The 20,960-nt window shown below is 40.5% G+C and carries 23 protein-coding genes, 1 pseudogene and 1 riboswitch; of the genes and pseudogenes, 1 reads left to right on the top strand and 23 read right to left on the bottom strand.

Features of this window, described 5'->3' with window-relative positions; translation table 11 throughout:
• Positions 1-161: 161 nt before the first annotated feature.
• A complete protein-coding gene (locus NSU19_RS07830) occupies positions 162-905 on the top strand; it encodes a DUF3784 domain-containing protein (protein WP_242009367.1) in 744 nt (247 codons plus the stop codon).
• Between the two features lie 180 nt (positions 906-1,085).
• On the opposite strand, the pseudogene NSU19_RS07825 reads toward NSU19_RS07830, so the two are convergent.
• The 23 genes and pseudogenes from NSU19_RS07825 to NSU19_RS07715 form a co-directional block, all read right to left on the bottom strand.
• Positions 1,086-1,946: pseudogene (locus NSU19_RS07825) on the bottom strand (ABC transporter substrate-binding protein); the annotation flags it as partial.
• A 91-nt stretch (positions 1,947-2,037) separates the two neighbouring features.
• Positions 2,038-2,670 (bottom strand): urease accessory protein UreH, encoded by a 633-nt coding sequence (locus NSU19_RS07820; RefSeq protein ID WP_339199655.1) that lies wholly within the window; start codon positions 2,668-2,670, stop codon positions 2,038-2,040.
• A 26-nt stretch (positions 2,671-2,696) separates the two neighbouring features.
• Positions 2,697-3,506 (bottom strand): urease accessory protein UreD, encoded by an 810-nt coding sequence (locus tag NSU19_RS07815; RefSeq protein WP_066248729.1) that lies wholly within the window; start codon positions 3,504-3,506, stop codon positions 2,697-2,699.
• Positions 3,507-3,508: 2 nt separating this feature from the next.
• Entirely contained in the window at positions 3,509-4,117 is a 609-nt protein-coding gene (ureG, locus tag NSU19_RS07810) for an urease accessory protein UreG (RefSeq protein WP_063386865.1), read from the bottom strand.
• A gap of 167 nt (positions 4,118-4,284) precedes the next feature.
• The gene (locus tag NSU19_RS07805) at positions 4,285-4,968 is read right to left on the bottom strand and encodes an urease accessory protein UreF (protein ID WP_339195099.1); all 684 of its coding nucleotides are present in this window, start codon (positions 4,966-4,968) and stop codon (positions 4,285-4,287) included.
• Complete coding sequence (ureE, locus tag NSU19_RS07800) at positions 4,961-5,410, bottom strand: urease accessory protein UreE (protein WP_063386864.1); 450 nt, start codon at positions 5,408-5,410, stop codon at positions 4,961-4,963. Before ureE ends, NSU19_RS07805 begins: the two co-directional genes overlap by 8 nt.
• Before the next feature lie 11 nt (positions 5,411-5,421).
• Positions 5,422-7,131 (bottom strand): urease subunit alpha, encoded by a 1,710-nt coding sequence (gene ureC / locus NSU19_RS07795; protein ID WP_066248737.1) that lies wholly within the window; start codon positions 7,129-7,131, stop codon positions 5,422-5,424.
• Positions 7,128-7,451 carry an urease subunit beta gene (locus tag NSU19_RS07790; protein ID WP_063386862.1) on the bottom strand — a complete coding sequence of 108 codons (324 nt, stop codon included), beginning with the start codon at positions 7,449-7,451 and terminating at the stop codon, positions 7,128-7,130. The genes ureC and NSU19_RS07790 overlap by 4 nt, the downstream gene beginning before the upstream one ends.
• A 13-nt stretch (positions 7,452-7,464) precedes the next feature.
• The gene (locus tag NSU19_RS07785) at positions 7,465-7,767 is read right to left on the bottom strand and encodes an urease subunit gamma (RefSeq protein WP_063386861.1); all 303 of its coding nucleotides are present in this window, start codon (positions 7,765-7,767) and stop codon (positions 7,465-7,467) included.
• A 206-nt stretch (positions 7,768-7,973) separates the two neighbouring features.
• Positions 7,974-8,675 (bottom strand): urea ABC transporter ATP-binding subunit UrtE, encoded by a 702-nt coding sequence (gene urtE, locus NSU19_RS07780; RefSeq protein ID WP_066248741.1) that lies wholly within the window; start codon positions 8,673-8,675, stop codon positions 7,974-7,976.
• Positions 8,669-9,418, bottom strand: a complete 750-nt coding sequence (gene urtD, locus NSU19_RS07775; RefSeq protein ID WP_339199652.1) for an urea ABC transporter ATP-binding protein UrtD — start codon at positions 9,416-9,418, stop codon at positions 8,669-8,671. Before urtD ends, urtE begins: the two co-directional genes overlap by 7 nt.
• Positions 9,393-10,457: an urea ABC transporter permease subunit UrtC gene (gene urtC / locus NSU19_RS07770; RefSeq protein ID WP_339199649.1), complete on the bottom strand. Its 1,065-nt coding sequence runs from the start codon at positions 10,455-10,457 to the stop codon at positions 9,393-9,395. Before urtC ends, urtD begins: the two co-directional genes overlap by 26 nt.
• An 11-nt stretch (positions 10,458-10,468) precedes the next feature.
• Positions 10,469-11,371, bottom strand: a complete 903-nt coding sequence (urtB, locus tag NSU19_RS07765) for an urea ABC transporter permease subunit UrtB (RefSeq protein WP_063386857.1) — start codon at positions 11,369-11,371, stop codon at positions 10,469-10,471.
• A 24-nt stretch (positions 11,372-11,395) separates the two neighbouring features.
• Positions 11,396-12,643 carry an urea ABC transporter substrate-binding protein gene (gene urtA, locus NSU19_RS07760; protein WP_063386856.1) on the bottom strand — a complete coding sequence of 416 codons (1,248 nt, stop codon included), beginning with the start codon at positions 12,641-12,643 and terminating at the stop codon, positions 11,396-11,398.
• 328 nt (positions 12,644-12,971) lie between these two features.
• Positions 12,972-13,769 carry an energy-coupling factor transporter transmembrane component T gene (locus NSU19_RS07755; RefSeq protein WP_063386855.1) on the bottom strand — a complete coding sequence of 266 codons (798 nt, stop codon included), beginning with the start codon at positions 13,767-13,769 and terminating at the stop codon, positions 12,972-12,974.
• Between the two features lie 11 nt (positions 13,770-13,780).
• Positions 13,781-15,238: an ATP-binding cassette domain-containing protein gene (locus tag NSU19_RS07750; protein WP_339199645.1), complete on the bottom strand. Its 1,458-nt coding sequence runs from the start codon at positions 15,236-15,238 to the stop codon at positions 13,781-13,783.
• Positions 15,239-15,249: 11 nt separating this feature from the next.
• A complete protein-coding gene (locus NSU19_RS07745) occupies positions 15,250-15,825 on the bottom strand; it encodes an ECF transporter S component (protein WP_063386853.1) in 576 nt (191 codons plus the stop codon).
• 15 nt (positions 15,826-15,840) lie between these two features.
• Positions 15,841-16,521 (bottom strand): thiaminase II, encoded by a 681-nt coding sequence (gene tenA, locus NSU19_RS07740; protein ID WP_339199642.1) that lies wholly within the window; start codon positions 16,519-16,521, stop codon positions 15,841-15,843.
• A 17-nt stretch (positions 16,522-16,538) separates the two neighbouring features.
• Positions 16,539-17,216 carry a thiaminase II gene (gene tenA, locus NSU19_RS07735; RefSeq protein ID WP_063386916.1) on the bottom strand — a complete coding sequence of 226 codons (678 nt, stop codon included), beginning with the start codon at positions 17,214-17,216 and terminating at the stop codon, positions 16,539-16,541.
• 32 nt (positions 17,217-17,248) lie between these two features.
• Positions 17,249-18,514, bottom strand: a complete 1,266-nt coding sequence (locus tag NSU19_RS07730; RefSeq protein ID WP_311067163.1) for an acetylornithine deacetylase — start codon at positions 18,512-18,514, stop codon at positions 17,249-17,251.
• A gap of 124 nt (positions 18,515-18,638) precedes the next feature.
• Positions 18,639-18,739: riboswitch (TPP riboswitch) on the bottom strand.
• 65 nt (positions 18,740-18,804) lie between these two features.
• Entirely contained in the window at positions 18,805-19,473 is a 669-nt protein-coding gene (locus tag NSU19_RS07725; protein WP_339199637.1) for a hypothetical protein, read from the bottom strand.
• Positions 19,474-19,704: 231 nt separating this feature from the next.
• Entirely contained in the window at positions 19,705-20,160 is a 456-nt protein-coding gene (locus tag NSU19_RS07720) for a TlpA disulfide reductase family protein (RefSeq protein WP_063386849.1), read from the bottom strand.
• Positions 20,161-20,252: 92 nt separating this feature from the next.
• Positions 20,253-20,801, bottom strand: coding sequence for a peroxiredoxin (locus tag NSU19_RS07715; RefSeq protein ID WP_063386848.1), 549 nt, complete (start codon positions 20,799-20,801; stop codon positions 20,253-20,255).
• Positions 20,802-20,960 lie beyond the last annotated feature (159 nt).

Genomic DNA, 20,960 nt, shown 5'->3' with positions numbered 1-20,960 from the left:
GGAAGAGAGGATCATTGAAAAATCTGATTTTTCCATCAAAAGTGTTTTCTTCTTTCTTCAGATTGGTTTAGTTCCATTAGGTATTTATGCGAGTGAAACATTTGTAAGATAAAACCGTAGAAATAATCAAAATGTTTTGTAAAGCGTAAGGGGGAACCATTGTGTCAACAGATACGATCGTTTTTTTAATCACTATGGGGTTCACACTTATCATACACGGGGGCCTGACGTATTTAGTCGTAAAGAAGCAAGATTACAGCTTAATATCGGGCTTCTACAACAGACCAGAAGAAGAACAGCAGCAATTAATTGAAAATGGTTATCCGCAGGCAATTGGTAGATTGCTGTTTTATACGTTCATCATTTTGTTCATTTCGGTCATTTTAGCACTTTTTCAAATCCCATATGGATTTGAAATAGGCATGCTGCTGTTTCTCATCGTACTGCTCGGCGGTTCGATCTATGTACAAAAATATGAACTAAAGCATAAACGGAAAAAATATTATTGGATTACCGGAATTGTTGCGGCTATTGTGATCACATTCGTTATCGTTTTAGGCTATTTGGGACTTAAGGAGCATGATGTGATCATAAATGACCGACAGTTGAAGGTAACGGGTTTATATGGGGTGGAATGGCCGATTGATGAGATTGACCGTGTGAAGCTGTTGGATGAACTTCCCGAGGTCGTTGCCAAAAGTAATGGCTTTGCGGCTTTTGATCGTTTGAAAGGATCTTTTCGGCTAAAAGAGCCATACGGTGGAGGAGGAAAATTGTTTGTTTACAAAGGGCGTGCACCGTATGTATATATCGAAAAAGATGATGATTATATCATTTTGAATCAAAAAGACAGGGACGAAACGCAAAAGCTGTATGACCAATTACTGGAAAAGATAAGCGAATGATAATAGTGCACATGGAACCCTGATCTATAAATATATAACTGGAAACTTTACAGCAATTCTCTTTTTCATGCCCGATATCCGAATATTCATTAACAGTGCATTGGAAAATGTATTTAGAGGCTCCCCATTCAGGAAGCCTCTTAAATTTTCAATCATTGCTCAATCCGATCGGAAAACCTATTAATCTACTACTTTTAAAACAATTTGACCATCCTCTACTACCGCGATTTTTCGTTTCACTTCCAATCTTCCGTCATCACCGATTGATGGAATCTCGTATACGCGTTTGTCTTTTGGCAGATTATCCAGTCCATCTTGCATATGTTTGCGAATAGCTTCCGCATCGTCAACAGTTTTTGCCGCTTTCATCGCTTCAACGAAAATATACGTAGCGATATAGTTGAGCCCTGATTCAGAGCTAGGTTCATCTTTAAACTTTGCTCGATAGTTTTCGGCAAATGCCGGCGCTCCCGGATCATTAGATTTTACGAGCGGCAGCACTCCAACAGAACCTTCTAATACGTCATAGGAACCTGTTATTTTTTCCATAAAATCCAGTTTTGCCTGATCCATGATAATGAATCCGCCTTTAAATCCTAGCTCTCTAGCTTGCTTTGCCACTTTTGCGGTAGGTTCTGAAGCTCCGCCTATAAATAGAACATCCGGTTTTTCTTTAAGAGCATTTGTGACAATGGTGAAAAAGTCGGTTTCCTTTGAAAAATCAATGGATGAATGATATACAACCTTTCCGCCCTTCTTTTCCCATTGTGGAAGCAAAGTTTTTGCCCAGTCTTTCCCATATTGTGTAGACGGCGGAAGAGCGGCTAATTTTTTGCCAAACCGTTTCATAGCATAATCTGTAAAAGGTTCCACGTAGCCGTCATAACGCGGCGGTATGCCGATCGTAAGGGAGTTCCCGGCATCAGTTACATCCGGTTCACTCGTATAGGCACCAATCAAAAACTTTTCAGTCTCATTAAATACTTGAAGCGCCATCACTCCACCGCTGTGCGGCGTAAAAATAATAGGTGTTTTAATAATACTTTAATAATTTTGTAAATAATCCCAATACACATGAAAAAACCCCATTTGGATGGAGTGATCCAAACGAGGTTTTAAGCAATTAATCGATTTATATAAACAATCCGTCTTTAAAACCGATTTCATAAATATAAAAGATGCCGTATAATATACTAATTGCTCCGGCAAGCGAGCAAATGAACGGAACATATTTTTTCACTTTGCTTCCGAGAATAAACGGCAGACCGAGAATGGTTGTAAAACAAAACATGCCGACGATCGTCCCGACTCCGAAAATGCAGATGTATAAAAACGCTTGAAAATAGCTTTCAACAGTTGTCATCGTTAACAGCACCATTGCCGCGCTTCCTGCCAAACCGTGAATAAAACCGATGATCAATGATTTAATATTTGTATATTCCGTTTCATCGTTTCGCGCCAGTTTGTGCCTGCCATCGCGAAGACTTAAAATTCCTAAAATCACTAACATAATCCCGACGAATAATTCCAATGTCAATGAAACCTTCTCCGGAATAGCTGTTTTTAATCCGATCACGATCATCCCGATCAACAAAAGGGTAGCGGTGTGTCCAATTCCCCAATATACTCCTGTTAAACTGGATTTCTTTAAAGTTTTTGTCCTGCTGGCAATTGTGGACACAGCAATCACATGATCCGGTTCAGTTGCATGTTTCATCCCGAGAATCAATCCGAAAAAAAGCACGGATAAAAAATTGACTGACACATTTTTCACCTCTTCTATTTATCTCTTTAATATTTTCGTAATAGGATTGGAGGTTCTTTTAATAGATAAGCTCTCGCCAATCGGTGAACTTCCAAAAACAGCCCCTCAATGTGATCGGTATGGTTTCCTAAAATTCTAATCATAAAGGCAGATGGCAAAAATCTTGAAATGCCGATCCGTCCATCAAACGGTCCTCCCTGCAACTGGCATGAAATCTTTTCCATTAATTTATCATCCACTTCGTCAGAAATAACGAGGAACGAACCGTAATGTGTATAGCCTTCCATATTCAATAATTGATCAATTCCCCGATCCCCTTGTTGATAAAAATGATCGAACAAAATCAATCGATTTTCCTTATAAACTTTTAATTTTAGCCGTATTGCATCGAAACAGAACGGCTGCCCGGTTTCAGACCAGCCCGGCGTAATAATTTCTTTGTACAAAAAGGCTGCACCCTTTTCCATATGGACGATGGTTTCCTGCTCAAAGCGAGCCTGTTCATAAACGATCAACGGATCTGACAAACATTCCAGCACGCTGTCTTTTTGCAATGTAAACAAGAATTTCTGCTTGACAGGTTTTTTCGGTGTTTTATAAATTTTCGTTGAAGATTGTGACGTCACCGCAAGCCTTGCCTTTTCACCTAAGGAAATTTCTTGTGCGTATTCATCCCCGTCTACACATCCGCCGCCGACATGAATCACATAAACGATCGGTATCGACGATTCCGTATAGACCGGCTTTGTCATTTTCAAAGCTCCTTGAAAAAAGTGATCCGTAATTACGGTCCGCTCCCCTTTTTGCTCCGCGCGAATCTGCAAAATTCCTTCCATTTCTACAACCCTGCCAGCAGCGCATTTCGTTTAATCCAATTGATCACATTATCTAAACCAATTTCTTCCTTTAAATTAGTAAAAAAGAACGGTCGCTCCCCCCGCATCATTTTCGTATCTTGTTCCATGATTTCAAGACTTGCACCGACATAAGGAGCGAGGTCGATTTTATTGATGATAAACAAATCAGACTTAATCATCCCTTGTCCCCCTTTTCTTGGGATTTTTTCCCCTTGGGCAACATCAATGATATAAATGGAGAAATCGACTAATTCCGGGCTGAAGGTTGCCGCTAAGTTATCTCCACCGCTTTCAACAAAAATCATATCTAAATCCTCGTGTCTTTCTTTTAACTCATCAATTGCCGCAAAATTCATCGATGCATCCTCACGAATGGCCGTATGGGGACAGCCGCCTGTTTCGACGCCGATAATCCGATCCTCCGGAAGAACGCTGTTTTTTATTAAAAATAAGGCATCCTCTTTTGTATAAATATCATTAGTGACAACAGCAACACTGAATTCCTTTGACAAATAGCGAGTCAATTTTTCCACTAGCAGCGTTTTGCCGGCTCCTACTGGCCCTCCAATTCCGATTCGTATAGGTTCCATTTTGACTGATTCGGGATTAGCCCCAAATCTTCCCCCCCTTATCTTTTGATCAAGCTTTGCAGTTTTTTTTGAAAAGAAGCAGATCGCTTCTTACGCTTTCCAGCCTTTTCGCTTCAGCCAAGCATGCAGAGAGTTTGTAAAAATAATGAAACTCTGAAAACAGTCTGTTAAGACATAAAAAGTCTTACATGCAATTGCTCATGCCTCATTTGTGCAATTTCAAGGCCAGGTGATTGCGCACCTAAATCGTCGATCGATAGTTTGCCAATTTTTAAAACAGCTCTCCTCACATCCTCCTGCAAATCTTTTAATAGCAGCTGCCCTTCTTTTTGACCGATCGGAATGCCGCGGACTCCGTTTTGTACAAGCGTTTGAATAGTGGAATACAAATACGTTACAAGCGTTGTTTTTTCATCCGCTCCTATTTTTATCCCGACAATGGCAAAAACGAGAGCCGCATGTCCGTAAAGCTCCTTCGCTTTTATTTTTTGAGCATATTGTTGCAGTGTTGGATGAGGGTAAATATTTAAACAAAGCTTCAGCATTTGCTCGCCAATTCTTCGGTTCCCTTCTTTCGTTTCTTTAGCCATTGAGCTGGCGTAAAGAATCTCATCCAGCTTCCAAAGCTCCTCTTGTTTCCCTTCTTTTTCAAATTGATATGCAAGCCGGCAAGCCAGTCCGTCCGTATAGACGAGCTGCTTGTCAATGTACGTTTTTAAAAAACTTTTAAATGTACTTGCATCTTTTATTTTCTGCTCAACAATATATGTTTCGAATCCGAACGAGTGGGAGAAGGCTCCGGAAGGAAAGTTTGAATCGCTTATCTGCAATAAAGGCAGCCAATCAATCATGGTGATGATGTCCGACATATCGAAAAGGTTGTTTTATTTTTCGTTTCTCCCGTTTGCAAGGAATGTTCAGCTCGTTTGCAAGTTGTTCTACAAGATGATCGTATTGCACGATCATTTCATTTCCTTCAAACTGAGCCGGCAAATGTCTGTTGCCGATTTGATGTGCAATTTCTCCCATCTCTTTCAGCGTAGCCGGACAAATGACAAGGACATCTTCAGGCAGGACAGAAATAATGATCATATTGTTTTCATCTTCATATAAAATGTCACCATCTGCCAGCTTCTTTTCCTCCTTTAAACGAATCCCTATTTCGTTCCCGTGGTCTGTTTTCACTCGTTGAATTCTTTTGAGCAGATCATCGCTTCTTAAATAGACGCGCTCCACATGTTTTTCCTTTACTGCTTTTGCATAAATATTTCCAAGTGTTTCTTTAATAATCATCCGTCTTCACCTCAAAACAGAAAATATCTTTGCGCCATCGGAACAACTTCAACCGGCTCACAATTGATCAATTCACCGTCCACCTTTACCTCATACGTTTGTGGATCGACTTCGATAGAAGGAGTTTCACCATTAAAAACCATGTCCTTTTTCGTCAATGTACGAACTCCTTTGACGGGTTTCACGATTTTTTGCAACTTTAACTTTTCGGGAATGCCGGCTTTTATTGCTGCTTTTGACAAAAATGTGATCGATGTTTGTGAGACAGCTTTGCCAAATGATCCGAACATCGGACGGTAATAAACAGGCTGCGGAGTTGGAATGGATGCATTTGGGTCTCCCATCAAACTATAGGCAATCATTCCGCCCTTGATGATCATTTCCGGCTTCACCCCAAAAAAGGCCGGATTCCAAACAACTAAATCCGCCAATTTGCCGACTTCTACAGAGCCGACATATTCAGATATTCCGTGGGCAATCGCAGGATTGATCGTATATTTTGCCACATATCTTTTCACTCTGAAATTGTCATGATCTTGGCCGTCTCCCTTTAAGGAGCCCCGCTGCTTTTTCATTTTATCTGCGGTTTGCCATGTCCGCGTAATCACTTCGCCGACCCTTCCCATCGCTTGCGAGTCGGAACTGATCATGCTGAATACGCCAAGGTCATGAAGAATATCTTCCGCCGCAATCGTTTCTTTGCGAATGCGGGAATCGGCGAAGGCGATATCTTCAGGAATAGCCGGATCCAAATGATGGCAAACCATCAGCATATCTAAATGTTCCTCGAGCGTGTTGACTGTAAACGGTCTTGTCGGATTTGTCGAAGAAGGCAAAACGTTTGGCAGGCTGGCCATTTTCATAATGTCCGGGGCGTGTCCCCCGCCTGCGCCTTCTGTATGGTATGTATGAATGACCCGGTCTTTAATCGCTGCAATGGTGTCTTCTACAAAACCGGCTTCATTTAACGTATCTGTATGGATGGCAACTTGCACATCATACTCGTCAGCTACGGATAAACACTGATCGATCGCCGCCGGTGTTGAACCCCAGTCCTCATGCAGTTTTAAACCAACTGCACCTGCTTTGATTTGCTCCTCTAACGCTTTTTTTCCGGATGAATTTCCTTTCCCTAAAAAGCCGAAATTCATAGGAAAATGTTCAACTGACTCCAGCATTCTATAAATATTCCATTCACCCGGTGTACAAGTCGTTGCATTTGTCCCTGTTGCAGGCCCCGTTCCTCCTCCTATCATTGTTGTAATTCCAGATGTCAAAGCTGTTTCAATTTGCTGAGGGCATATAAAATGAATATGGGTATCGATTCCGCCTGCCGTAACAATCATTCCTTCTGCCGCAACGATTTCGGTTGAAGCTCCGATTACCATTGTGACGCCATCCATTAATAATGGATTTCCCGCCTTTCCGATCGCGGCAATTTTCCCATCCTTTATGCCGATATCCGCTTTATAAATACCTGTATAATCAATAATAATGGCATTTGTGAGAACAAGATCCATCACGTCTTTCCTTTCGGCAAATGGATGCTGTCCCATTCCGTCGCGAATCACTTTCCCACCGCCGAATTTTACTTCATCTCCGTATACGGTAAAATCTTTTTCGATTTGAATGAAGAGTTCCGTATCAGCCAATCTAATGCTGTCTCCAGTTGTCGGGCCGAACATATCGGCATATTGTTTGCGCGGCATTTGAAAACTCATTTGTCCGCCTCCTTTGTCAACGGTCCGTTCGTCAAATTATTTAGACCGTACACTTCTTTTTTTCCCGAAAATTCAACGAGCTCTACGATTTTCGCATCGCCCGGCTCAAACCTTACCGCCGTTCCGGACGGAATGTTTAAATGCCTGCCGAACGCCAGCTGCCGGTCAAATTCGAGCGCCCTGTTTACTTCAAAAAAATGAAAATGCGAACCGACTTGTACTGGACGGTCCCCTCTATTGACAACATTGAGCTTGATCGCCTCTTTCCCTTTATTGCAAACAATCGGAGCTGATTTTAATCGATATTCCCCTGGAATCATTTTTTCACCTCTTTTACCGGATCGGATCATGGACGGTTACAAGCTTCGTTCCGTCTGGAAATGTTGCCTCCACCTGGATATTTTCGATCATTTCCGGAACGCCTTCCATCACATCATCTCTAGTTAAAATTTTTGTGCCATATTGCATCAACTCCGAAACCGTCCGTCCTTCCCTTGCGCCCTCCATAATCTCATATGTGATGATGGCCACTGCTTCCGCATAGTTCAGCTTCAAGCCTTTTCTCTGCCTTCTGCGCGCTAAATCTGCAGCAACAACGACCATCAATTTTTCCTGCTCTCGGGCTGTCAGCTTCATTACACCCTTCCTTTCTAACAGACAATCAAAAATAACACGATTTTCTTACATTCCATTTCCCTCAATGGGTTGAAGATAAAAGGTGTTTTTATGTTATTTTTTATTACAAATATAATTCACACCATGTGAAACACCAAGTGTTATGTCATATTTTTTAACATAGAAAATTTAAAAAAATTTTTCTAGGGGGAGGAGGAAGTTTTAAATTAAACTACTAAATATTGTTGAATGTCTTCAATATTTGTGTTTTTTACTACACCCTTTGATACAACAGTTCTTTTGTCCAAAATATAGTATTCATCAGAACAGGCAAATGCTGAATCTATGCTGTGCTCAACTAAAACGACGCCAATTCCTTTTTTGGACGCAATTTTTACAATGACCTCCTGTATTTGCTCTACTATAGATGGTTGAATCCCTTCCATCGGTTCGTCCAGCAATAATAGCTCGGGCTGCCCGGCAAGAGCCCTCGCAATGGCCAATTGCTGCTGCTGCCCGCCGCTTAAATCTCCTCCTTTTCTCTTCAACATTTCCTTTAAAACAGGAAAAAGCTCGAAAATTTCCTCTAAAACAAGCGTTTTTTCTATCTTTTTCGAAACAGCTTCAAAGCCTAAAATGAGATTTTCTTCCACAGTCAGCGAAGAGAAAATCTCCCTGCCTTGGGGAACATATCCGATTCCTTTTTTTGCCCTCCTTTCCGGAAGCTCATGTGTAATTTCCTGATCATTCCAATAAATAGTCCCGTCCATCGGCTTTAACAATCCAATAATCGTTTTGATCAATGTTGTTTTTCCCGCCCCGTTTCTTCCCAGAATGGAAACGACCTTTCCTTTTTCAACTTCAAGATGGACATTATTCAACACCATCGTTTCATCATATCCTGCTTTCAAACTAGATATTTTTAGCACACCTTTGCCTCCCTTCCTAAATAAACCTCTGCAACAAGCTCATTTTGCTGCACTTCCTCCATGGAACCTTCACACAAAATTTTCCCTTCATGCATAACTGTTACCTGTTCAGCAAAATTCCGAACAAAATCCATATCATGTTCAACAATCAGCACTGCGCATTTCTCAGCTATTTCTTGAATAAACAAGCCGGTTTTTTCCCTTTCCGCCCCAGTCATGCCGGCAATCGGTTCATCAAGAAGTAAAACTTCCGGTTTTTGCAGCAGCTGCATGCCGATTTCAAGCCATTGTTTCTGGCCGTGGGACAGCAAGCCTGCTGGGTCATAAGCTCGATCTAAAAGATCGGTTCTCTCAAGCATTTCGGTAATTTCGTCTTTTTCATCCGCGGTTAATTTCGCCTTCATAACGGAAAAAAGATTTCTATTTTGTTTGATCGATAACTCCATGTTTTCAAATACGGTTAATTCAGTAAAAACGGACGGATTTTGAAATTTTCTAGCGATTCCATGCCGAACGATTTCGTGCTCTCTCCGCTTTGTCAAATCTACTCCTTGAAACATCACTTTTCCATCTGCTGCTTTTGTTTTGCCGCAGATGACATCAAGAAGAGTCGTTTTGCCCGCACCATTCGGACCAATTAAAAAACGAATTTCTCCGTGATGAACATCTAAATTGACACCTTGAAGCGCTTTAAAGCCGTCAAAATCAACAATAATATCATGACACGACAGAATCGGATTCACCTTTTTTCACACCTTTTTCAAAAAATTTCGCAATACGCTTTGGAAAAGCTTCGAACAACCCGGCAATTCCTTTCGGGAAAAAAACAACGATCAAAATGAATAGAATGCCTAAGCAGAAAAGCCAAACATCCGGATATGTTTCACTGAAAAAGCTTTTGGCTCCGTTTGTTAAAATCGCTCCGATTATGGCGCCGAATAACGAATGACGGCCGCCGATGGCTACCCATAAAACCATTTCAATTGAAGGGATTATATCCATCATCGAAGGAGAAATGAGACCGACCTGCAAAACAAACAACGCGCCAGCTATTCCGGCAAACGAAGCCGATAAACTGTAAATAAACACTTTAAAAACAGCCGGATCAAATCCTAAAAACCGAAGGCGGTTTTCGCCGTCCCGAATGGCAATTAATACATGGCCAAGTCTGCTTTTGGTAATCCAAACAGATAACATAAAAATGGCAAACAAAGCGAAAACGGTAATAGCATATAAAACAATTTGTACCATTGGTGAGGATAAAGAAAACCCAAAAACGGTGCTAAAATTGGTTAATCCGTTTGTACCGCCTGTCAAATCCTGTTTGGCAATTAAAAGTGTGACGACGACAACAACGACTGCCTGTGACAAAAGAGAAAAATAGACGCCTTTGATCCGGTTTTTAAACGTAAGCATGCCCAAAACCACTGCCAGCATTGCTGGTATGAAAATTGCTGCCATTATGGAAAAGAAAGGATTAAAGAAGGGCTTCCAAAACCACGGAAGCTCCTGCACTCCGTTCCATTCCATAAAATCCGGCAACGCTCCTTTTGAAGCCTCCAATTTTAAATACATCGCCATGCAATAAGCTCCAATCCCAAAATACACGCCGTGACCTAAGCTTAATATCCCGGTGTACCCCCAAATAAGACAGATTCCTACTGCAATGATCGCATAGCAAAGAAATTTTCCGAGCAACGCTAAGCGGAATTCGGTTAAATAAAACGGGGCCAGAAGTAAAATCAGGAAAAATAACAGATAAATCATTTGTTTTCTGCGCATAATCCGTCCTCCTAATCCAATGCCCTTGTGCGATAAGAGAAAATACCTAACGGTTTCCACTGCAAAAATAAAATGATCACTGCAAATACAATGACTTTTGCCATCGTGGCGCCGAAGGAATATTCAACAACAGTGCTAAGCATTCCAATGCCAAATGCGCCGATAATCGTCCCTTTCAATCCGCCAATTCCTCCTAAAATGACAACCATAAACGCATCGACAATATAGTACGTTCCAATTGTAGGGCCGATCGGTCCTAATAAAGTTAAGCTACAGCCAGCGATTCCGGCTAATCCAGCTCCGAGAGCAAAGCCTAGAGAATCTATTTTTCTTGTAAAAATTCCTAAACAAGAGGCCATATTTCTATTCATCGTGACCGCTCTTATTCTCAAACCGGTAGACGTTTTGTTTAAATAATAATAAAGCAAAGCGATACAAACGATTGACAGAGATAAAATTAACAACCTTTTATAAGGCAATGTAATGCCAAATATTTGCCAGCCTCCATCCATCCAAGCAGGTGCAACAACCGCAACATTCGGAGCGCCAAATATGGATCTGGCAATCTGCTGCAAAATCAAACTAATTCCCCAAGTGGCCAAAAGACTGTCTGTTGGTCGATTATATAGAAAACGAATGATTCCTTTTTCAAGCAGATAACCGATAAACGAAGCAACGAGAAATGAAATCGGTATAGCAATAAAGTAGTAATAATTAAACAAGCTTTCCGGCAAATATTTAGAAAAAATGAGCTGCATTACATAGGTTGCATACGCACCGACCATAATTAATTCACCGTGGGCCATGTTGATGACATTCATTAAGCCAAACGTTATAGCTAAGCCAAGGGCGATCAATAACATGATCGATCCAAGGCTCAACCCGTTAAACAGTTGACTGATGAAAATTGACAAGCTGTTCACTCCTATCAATTTAGATTATTCATTATTTTTAGATAATTTCTCCGCCCAAGAATAGCTTTTTAAATACGGATCCGGCTTCACCGGCTCACCAGAATTCCAAATTTCTTTAAATTGGCCGTCCGGTTGAATTTCGCCGATTCTTACTGTTTTCCACAGATGCTGATTCTCACCTTCTATTTTTACCGTGCCGCCCGGAGCTTTGTACTCGATTCCCTTCGCAGCTTCCTTGACCTTTTCAACCTCAAAAGATCCCGCTTTTTTTACTGCTTCTGCCCATAAATGAACAGCTATGTAAGCCGCCTCAATCGGATCATCCGTTACACGCTCTTCACCATAAGCTTCTTTATATTTTTCAACAAACGCTTTGTTTTCTGGTGTATCCGTTGTCTGGAAATAATTCCATACCGCTAAGTGGCCAGCTAATACTTCACCGCCGATTCCTCGAATTTCTTCTTCAGCAATGCTGACCGACATCACAGTAACATCCTTCGATGTGATTCCGGCATCCTTCAATTGTTTGAAAAAGGCGACATTGCTGTCTCCATTTAATGTATTAAAGACTACGTCAGGTTTCACTTTTTTCATTTTATTGATGACCGTGCTGTAATCAGTATGTCCTAAAGGTGTATATTCTTCGACAACTACCTCTCCGCCTTCAGCTTTTAATTGTGCTTTAATAATACTGTTTGCCGTGCGCGGAAACACATAATCCGAGCCAATTAAAAAAAACTTCTTTCCTTTATTGTTTAACAGCCAGCTGACAGCAGGCACAATTTGTTGATTGGTGGTCGCCCCCGTATAAAAAATGTTCGGAGAAGATTCCATTCCTTCATATTGAACGGGGTACCAAAGCAAGCCTTTATTTTGTTCGACTACCGGCAGCATGGCCTTTCTGCTTGCGGAAGTCCAGCCGCCAAAAATCGTCGCTACCTTATCCTGTTGCAGTAATTTCTTTGCTTTCTCAGCAAAAGTCGGCCAGTCAGATGCGCCGTCTTCAATAACCGGTTCAATTTTCTTCCCTAAAAGCCCGCCTGAGTTGTTAATTTCTTCAATCGCCATTAATTCTGCGTCCTTTAAAGAAACTTCACTGATCGCCATCGTGCCGCTTAATGAATGGAGAATACCGACTTTCACAACATCCGTTTCATTTTGTTCGCTATTCTGTCCATCGCTTGATTCCTTTTCCTCTAAAGCAGAAGACATGGCACATCCACTTGCGAAAATTACAGAGAAAATCGTTAGAAATAAAAAAATTTTTTTCATTATTGTCCCCCTTTTTAACACTTTATGTAATTTTATATAACAAAAATACCGATTCTCTTTCCTTCATACAACAAGTACGGAAAAAATGTTAACATGATTTTTCAAAAAAAATACCTCTAGGTGTTTCCCCTAGAGGCTCTTTTTCATCAAACAAACTCATTCACTTTTTGCTTCAAAATGGTTTACTTCTTGTTCCTTTTCAGAAAAAATTGTTTGACACTGTCCATCGTTTCGTAAGTTGGGACAATCACTTTACTTTCGGGACTATTCAATCATTTAAATCTACCATGAACCGATTATGAAAAAGCATTTTGCAGCCGGCTGCCATTTATTCAATATACCTTACATCTGTAACCGGGAAAAACGGAAGCATCTTAGCTGCATAGTAGCTTAACAAAATAGCGATTATAAAATAAAGGACAAAGCAAAGATCGTATTTGGAAAACCCGATTTCGTAGTAAAACGTTCTTTTTGTGTCATTCGAAAATCTTTTCGCCTCCATCGCTACAGCAATTCTGTGCGCTCTGCGAATGCTTTGCGATAGCAGCGGAATCGAGTATGCTTTCAATTTATGAAAAAAATTCGCTAAGCCTTTTCTTTGTTCAACACCTCTTACAATCATCGCTTGCCGTATTGTTTGAAACTCTTCGATCATAATAGGGATTAAACGAATGCCTGCCATAAAGCTGTAAGCATATTTAGGCTTCAACTTTAATTGCTGCATTAACGAATAAAATAAAAAAACCGGTCTTGTCGTTAACGAAAACATTAACCCAAGCAGAGCGAAGATAAGGGCACGAAATCCTAAATGAAGACCGCGATAAAAGCTTTCTTCTGTAATATGGATCAGCCCCCATTCCCACCATGTTGTCTCACCTTTTCCAAAAAAAATCATGGAGGTAGCAGTCGACACAAAAATAAGCACGAATGGAATCAGCAATAAAAGTATGCGCTTCATCGGATGACCGGTAAAAAAAGCAAATAAAAGAAAGGCGGAAACTGTGTAGTTGATTAAAAAATTAATGTTGTGAATAAACAGAACACTAATAAATAAAACGATCAGAAACAATAGCTTTAAGCTCGGGTTGATTTTATGCAGCCATGTTTCTTTTATGTCAAAATCCATTGTAGATCCCTCTATATCTGAACATACATCTGCTCATCCTCACAAGAATGAATTTCATCCTCTACGAGCTTCCCGCCTTCGATCCGCCAAACTCTTGTCGCCATATGCTTTGCTATTTGTTCATCATGTGTCACCATCAAAATGGTAGACCCTTGTTTGCGATAATGTTCTAAAAGCTCCAAGAGCTGAAATGTATTGGATGAGTCTTGCCCAAAAGTCGGTTCATCTAAAAGCATGATCGGCTGTTTTTTAATGATTGAAGCGGCAACACTCAATCTTCTTTTTTGTCCCATTGAAAGCTGATAAGGGTGTTGATGGCGGTGCTTCTGTAAATGAAATAATTCGAGCATTTCTTCTACTTTTGTTCGAATTTCTTCTTCTTTCATCCGTTCAATCCTCAACGAATAAGCAATTTCATCGTAAACTGAATTGGTGACAAATTGAAATTCCGGATTTTGAAAAACGAACGACAGCATGTTGGAAAGCTTTTTTATTTTCTTTGCTTCTTTTTCTAACAGCAAATAAGTGCCGGTCGTTTGTATAAACTGCATCAATGAATGTAACAAAGTGCTCTTTCCGGCGCCGTTTTTCCCCACTATCGCAATCCATTCACCTGCATGAACCTTTCCATATGGTACATCGATTTTGACTTCCTTCTTTCGATATCCTTTAAATTGCTCAAGCTCAATCACGACCTGTTCTTTTAAAGGGGTTTTTTTGTAATACCCCTGCTTATCACGAAGATAATCCTCCCATACACCGGGATACCAAATGCCGTCTTCGCGAATTTCTTTCCGATACCGAGAAAAAATTTGTTCTTTCGGACCGTCTGCGACGATTTGTCCTTTTTGATTAAATAAAAGTATGCGGTCGACAAAGTCAAGAACATGATCAATTTTATGTTCAACGATGATAACTGTTTTATCTTGAGCTGCTTGTTTCATCGTGTCCCATACCGCTTTTGTCCCTTCCGGATCCAGCATTGCAGTCGGCTCGTCCAAAAATAACACGTCTGGATGCAATGCTAAAACAGTGGCGATCGCCAGCCGTTGCTTCATGCCGCCTGATAATGATTGAATGCTGATATGAAGATCATCAAAATGAAGGCCGACCATTTCCAGGTAAACTCGCATTTTTTCATGCATTTGTTCTCTTTTCACTTGCAAATTTTCCAAAACAAAAGCCATTTCTTCATCTACATACGGCATGCAAAATTGCGTGTCAGGATCTTGAAACACATATCCCCAAGATGACGGAGTCAAGATTTTTTCTGCTTTCATCGGAACTTCAATAGATTTTGGAATTAAACCGCTTAGCACTTGCAAAAACGTCGATTTCCCACAGCCGGAAGGACCAAGAAGCAAGACTTTTTCTCCCTTATAGAAAGAAGAGGATACATCCTTAAAAAGCAAGGATTCCTCTCCAGGATATTTTAATCGTAAATTTTTCACTTCGCATACTAGATCCATGTTTGCCACCTCTAGTTCAGTGCGTCATAATCTTCATGCGACGCAGGTCTTACTAAATTAGTCACTCCTGTTGCTTCCAAAGATTTCACTAGATAATAGGCAAACGCGCCGGCAATAATGATTGAGCCAATCAATCGAGCTCCAATGAATAATAGCAAGTTCCAAAATACTAAGTCATCTATATAGCCTTTATAAAGATCCATAATTAGCGAACCAGCTGCTGAAGCGGCTGCAGCCAGCATGACAACACCGATATTAAACTTTTTATATCGAAAAATCGCAAAAATGATCTCTGCAAATAGTCCTTGGACGATTCCGTAAAGAAGAACCTCTATGCCGAATTCAGAGCCGGTTATAAATTCTGCAGATGCCGCTGCTGTTTCCGCTATCAGCGCTACTCCAGGCTTGCGAATAATAAGAAAGGCGACCGTCGCAGCAATAAACCACATACCGTATATGAGCTGGTCGACATGCAGCCCGATCGGCTTGACCGCATAGTAAAGCGGTCCCCATAGTTTATAAACAATTCCAAAAACGATCGAAATAACAATTGTTACTAGAATGTCTGTCAGTTTTAATCCTTTCATTATGATCAAACTCCTTTATTGACTGATTTTTGGTTCCACTTCCCATTTTTCTAAACGGTAAGCCATTTCCCAAAACGCTAATTCATATTGACTGCTGATGATAAAATGCTCTTCCATTCTTTTTAGATCGGCTTCTATCGTTTGTTGTGCGATTTCATCCAGCCTGTCAATTTGTTCTTCGACAAGCTGCTTAAACCAATCGCCCCCATAAGCCGCAATCCATTGGTGATAAATCGGTTCTTTTGGCTTCGCATCTTTTAATTTTTCGCCAATTTCGTAATATAGCCAATAGCACGGAAGTATTGCAGCAATAATATCGCCTAAGTGACCGTTGATCGCCGCTCGATATAAATGGGAAGTATAGGCGTACGCCGTTGGGGCCGGCTTAAAATTCGCCTTCTCCTCCTCTGTGATTCCCAGCTGTTTGGCAAATGTTTCATGAAGAGATAATTCCGCTTCAAATGTTCCTTGTGCATGCTGAGCCATTCGCGATGTCGTATATAAATCGTTTGCTTTTGCCGCTCCATACGATTGCACTTTTGCAAAATGGCTTAAATAATACGAATCTTGTAAAACGTAATAACGAAAACACTCCAGCGGCAAACTCCCTTCGGCAATACCTTTTACAAATGGATGATCGAAGCTGGCCTGCCATATCGGATCTGCTTTTGTTCGAATTTTTTCAGTAAATTTCATGTTCATTCTCTCCTATATTAAGAATTGATTTCGATTGGCCACATTTCTTTTCGTTCAGACATTTCCCAAAACATATATTCGTATTTGCTCGTTGTGACAAAAATATCTTCCAGCCATTTCAATTCTTCTTCCCGTTTTCCTTCTGCAAGCTCATTCATTAAATCTTTCAGCCATTTTGCCAATTCACCGAATTCTGTTGATGCGTACATTTTTACCCACTCGCCGTAAAACTCATGTTCACTGGCACCAGGAATCTCATGTAAGCGTGTGCCGATTTCATAATAGCTCCATGTACATGGAAGGACTGCGGCAACCAGTTCTGCCAATGATCCTCGCTGCGACACATTTAACATATAGCTCGTATATGCAACGGTTGTAGCAGCAGGCTGAACTTGTTCTAATTTTTCCTTCTCTATTCCTATTCTTTCAGCGTATTGACGATGCAAATCCATTTCCACTTTTAACGTCGAATGTAGAAGATCAGCAAAAACTGTCATTGTTTGAAGATTGTGAGCCTTTAAGCTTCCAAGGGCAAACAGGCGGCAGTATTCGATTAAATAAAGATAATCCTGCTCCATAAAAAAGCGAAATTTGTCGATATCCAGCGTCCCATTGCCGATTCCTTGAACAAACGGATGATGGTAACTCGCTTCCCAAATCGGTTTTGCAGTTTTATACAATCGGTCTGTAAACATTTGAATTACCCCTTTCGCAGCTTTTGTAATTGTCATCGTTTTTTCTGATACCAATCAAATAAAAACGCGATCAGCGATTTTGTAAATGTTTTTAATTGGGGGATGGACAGCTTTTCATTCACCGAGTGTGCATCTTCAAGCGTGCCCGGTCCATATAAAACGACGGGAATTCCCGCTTCACTCAGCCAGCCGCCGTCTGTCACAGTAGGGGACATCGTCAGCTTTGCTTCCTCATTAAATGCCAGTTTATGTGCTTTTTGTAATGTTTTCACTCCGAGTGAATGTTCGTCATATGAAAAAGCTGGGAAAATTTCTCCTCGATCTTCAATCATCGATGTGCCGCCCCATTTAAATTTCGGAGGATATTTCCGAAGCCATGGATCAGCCATTGCAACATGATGGATATGTTCTTCAATTTCCCGGATCACCTCTACATAATGCTCTTCCGGGTAATAGTGAACGGTAATCCAAAGGGAACATTTATCGGCCACAAAAGCGGCGTGCCTTCCACCTTCAATCACTGCAGGATTAATTGTGGCAGAACCAGGCGGAAAGCCTTTGCTCGTTTTCATCACTGCCCAATGCTGTTCAAGCTCTCGCAGTCCTTCAATAATTTTCATCATTTTTTCAATCGCGCTTGCCCCAAAAAGCTTCCCGCCGGCATGAATCATTTGTCTTCTCGTGCCATCGTGAAATGTCTCGGGGCTTTCAATTGTAATCCAGCCCGTGATCACCCCGCCCTGCCCTTGTATTTCACAGTTGCTTGAATCGACAACGATGGCAAAATCAGCTCGATATCCCCGGTCGCAGCACGATTTTGTTCCTGCTTCGCCTACTTCTTCACCGACGACGGACTGAAAAATGATATCCCCTCCCGGCTCAATGCCGTTTTCTTGCAGCAGCTTTAATGCAAACAGACTGGCAGCCATTCCCCCTTTCATATCCGCTACACCGCGTCCATATATGTAATCCCCTTTAACCGTTGCCTCAAAAGGAGGCGTTAGCCATTCTTCTCCCTCTTCGATTGAAGCGACATCAATATGCCCGTTAATAATTAAACTGTGGTAATTTTCTGGATCTTTTCCTTTTTTCGTTCCTACTACGACTGGATCTTGTTCATATAAATCCCATTGATCAATGGAAAAGCCGATGTCTTCCAAATATGAGGCGACATACTTTTGAGCCTCTTTTGCATTTCTTGCCGGAGGGCTTGGCGTTTCAAACGATACGAGTGTTTTTAGAAGATTCAGAAGTTCTTCTTCCCTTTCATCAATTTGCTGAAATAGCGTTTGTAACACGTTGTCTCCCCTTTCTTAACATTTTGTTTTGAAAAATGGTTTGCCAACCAGCCTTGTAATGCAAAAAGCCCGTTCCCAATATAAGGGAACGGGCAAGTATATACAAAACCCATAGACAGGTTTCGATATTACTGCACCACTTCCCTACGCTAGTATGATCTAGATCAGGTTCAAAGGGTCAAGGCACACGCCTTTCTCAGCCTTTCGGCTCCCCTAGTGGTATGTTAATATTATGAAATTTTCATTTAATTTCATTAAATCATAAAATATAGAAAAATACAAGCTAACGGTTAATTGATTCTTTTTGCTGTCTTTAATAATTCACGATAACCAATTCGAGTAAATTGCAAATGTTGATCAATATAATTAGCCTTTTTCAAATGCTCGATCGATTGTTCAGAAAAACTGCCGCTAATTTCCTGAAACCTTTGATTAATTTCCACTAACGAATGATTTAATATAAAATCTGCATCAAGCAGCAGGACAATCCGCTCGATCTCAGGATCTCTTTTTAAAATCAAGTTGGCAATCCGGCCTTTCATGAATGCTAGCTCTTGTTGAAGCTTTGAAGCTTCATCCTCTTTTTCTCTAATTTTGGCTCGGTACTTTTGTTTTTCTTCCTCTTCGATACCGGCTTTTGTTAATAGCTCCTCCAACAATTGCGTTTTATCAAGCTCCAGTTTATTTAATTGCTGTTCTTTTCGCGCCATTTCTGTTTCATCAGGCAGCTTTTCGTTTTGAATAGGCTCTTTTCGTTCTTCTTTCATCTTTATCATATAGTCTATTTTCCGATAGACAAGGAAGGCGAGAACAACTAAACATCCATTTAATAGCAGAGATATAAAACGCACGACGACGTCGTTAAATGCAAGCAAATAAAATAGGAAAAGGATAACGATGACAGCCAAAAGCACCTTTAATAGATTCATAATGGAAAAAGTTTGTGATTGTTTTGCCATCCACCTATGCTCCTTTTTGTTCAAACTAGCATCATTTATTATAGCATGTTGTGATTTGGAATGTGAATCATTTCTTTAGGATTGAGAGCTGGAAAAAGGATGTCAGATGAATGGTAAATGGAGATGCTTATCTTTTGAAAGCTTCGAAGCAATAAAAACAAGTCCTTTCAAAGCCGGAAAGGTATTTTTCTAAAATGAAAAACCACCTGCAATGTTTTGCAGATGGTTGAATCATTCAGCGTTTTCTGTTTCCGCTAACACCCGATTAACACGTTTTTCCAGCATTTTCATTCCGCTTCCTCCTGCTTGGAAGTGGCGAAGAATGCCGTTTTTGTCAAAAACATAATATGCAGGTACATATTGATTTTCAAAAGCATCGGTTAATTTATGTTCGTTGTCAACAAAGATCGGTTGCGTAATCCCGTGTTCTTCCGCTACTTTTTTAATATCATCAATATCTAAATCCTTTTCGGAGCGAGGCATATGAACAGCTACTACGTTCAGTTTATCTTTATATTGATCGCGGAACTCATTTACTTTCGGCATTGCTTCTTTACACAAATGGCAGCTGATTGACCAAAAATGGATTAATGTTGGTTTTTCACCGATTAATTGCTCTTTCGTTACTTCGCCATTCAGCCAAGTTGTTGCTCCGACTAATTCAGGCATTGGCTCACGTAATTTCATTTCCGCTTCCTCCTTGAAGAATGAATATCAAAAAAATAATCGTTTGAAAAAAGGCCTAACGTACTGCTAGGCCCTTTGAATGAAAAGCTTCATTATACTTTAAGCGTTTCTTGACCAGGCTTCCAGTTTGCTGGGCAAAGTCCGCCAGTTTGAAGCGCTTGAAGTACACGCAATGTTTCATCAACATCGCGGCCAATGTTGTTATGGAATACTGTTTGATATTGAAGTTCGCCTTCTGGATTGATGATGAACAATCCGCGAAGAGCAACTCCTTCTTCTTCGATTAAAACGCCGTAGTCTCTTGATACTTGATGATTTGTATCTGCTGCAAGCGGATATTTAATATCGCCTAAACCGTTCTCTTCGCGAGGAGTTTTAATCCAAGCTAAGTGTGTGTGAATTGTGTCAGTTGATACACCAATCACTTCTGCATCAAGATCTTCAAATTCTTCATAACGGTCAGAAATAGCTGTGATTTCAGTTGGACAAACGAAAGTGAAGTCCATTGGATAAAAGAAAAGAACTGTCCATTTTCCTTGTTTCATGATTTCTTCCAAGCTTACTTTACCAAACTCTTTGTTTGGCAAAACGGCATCCATTTCAAAACGTGGAGCTTGTTTACCAACCAAACGCTCTGCCATTATGTAACCCTCCATTTTAAAATTTTATTTTAAAGGAAACTTTTTGATCGTTTCCTTCAAAAACAAATGAGAATGAATTGAGTATTTTCTCAATATCCTTCCTCCGATTACTATTATATATAACAACAAAATTTTAGTCAATTTTAAGTAATAATTAAT

It is taken from the genome of Aeribacillus sp. FSL k6-2211 (genome assembly GCF_037966125.1).
GTDB classification, from domain to species: domain Bacteria; phylum Bacillota; class Bacilli; order Bacillales; family Aeribacillaceae; genus Aeribacillus; species Aeribacillus composti.
Note: the sequence above shows the minus strand (reverse complement) of the source record. Positions and strands in the feature narration are given on the sequence as shown.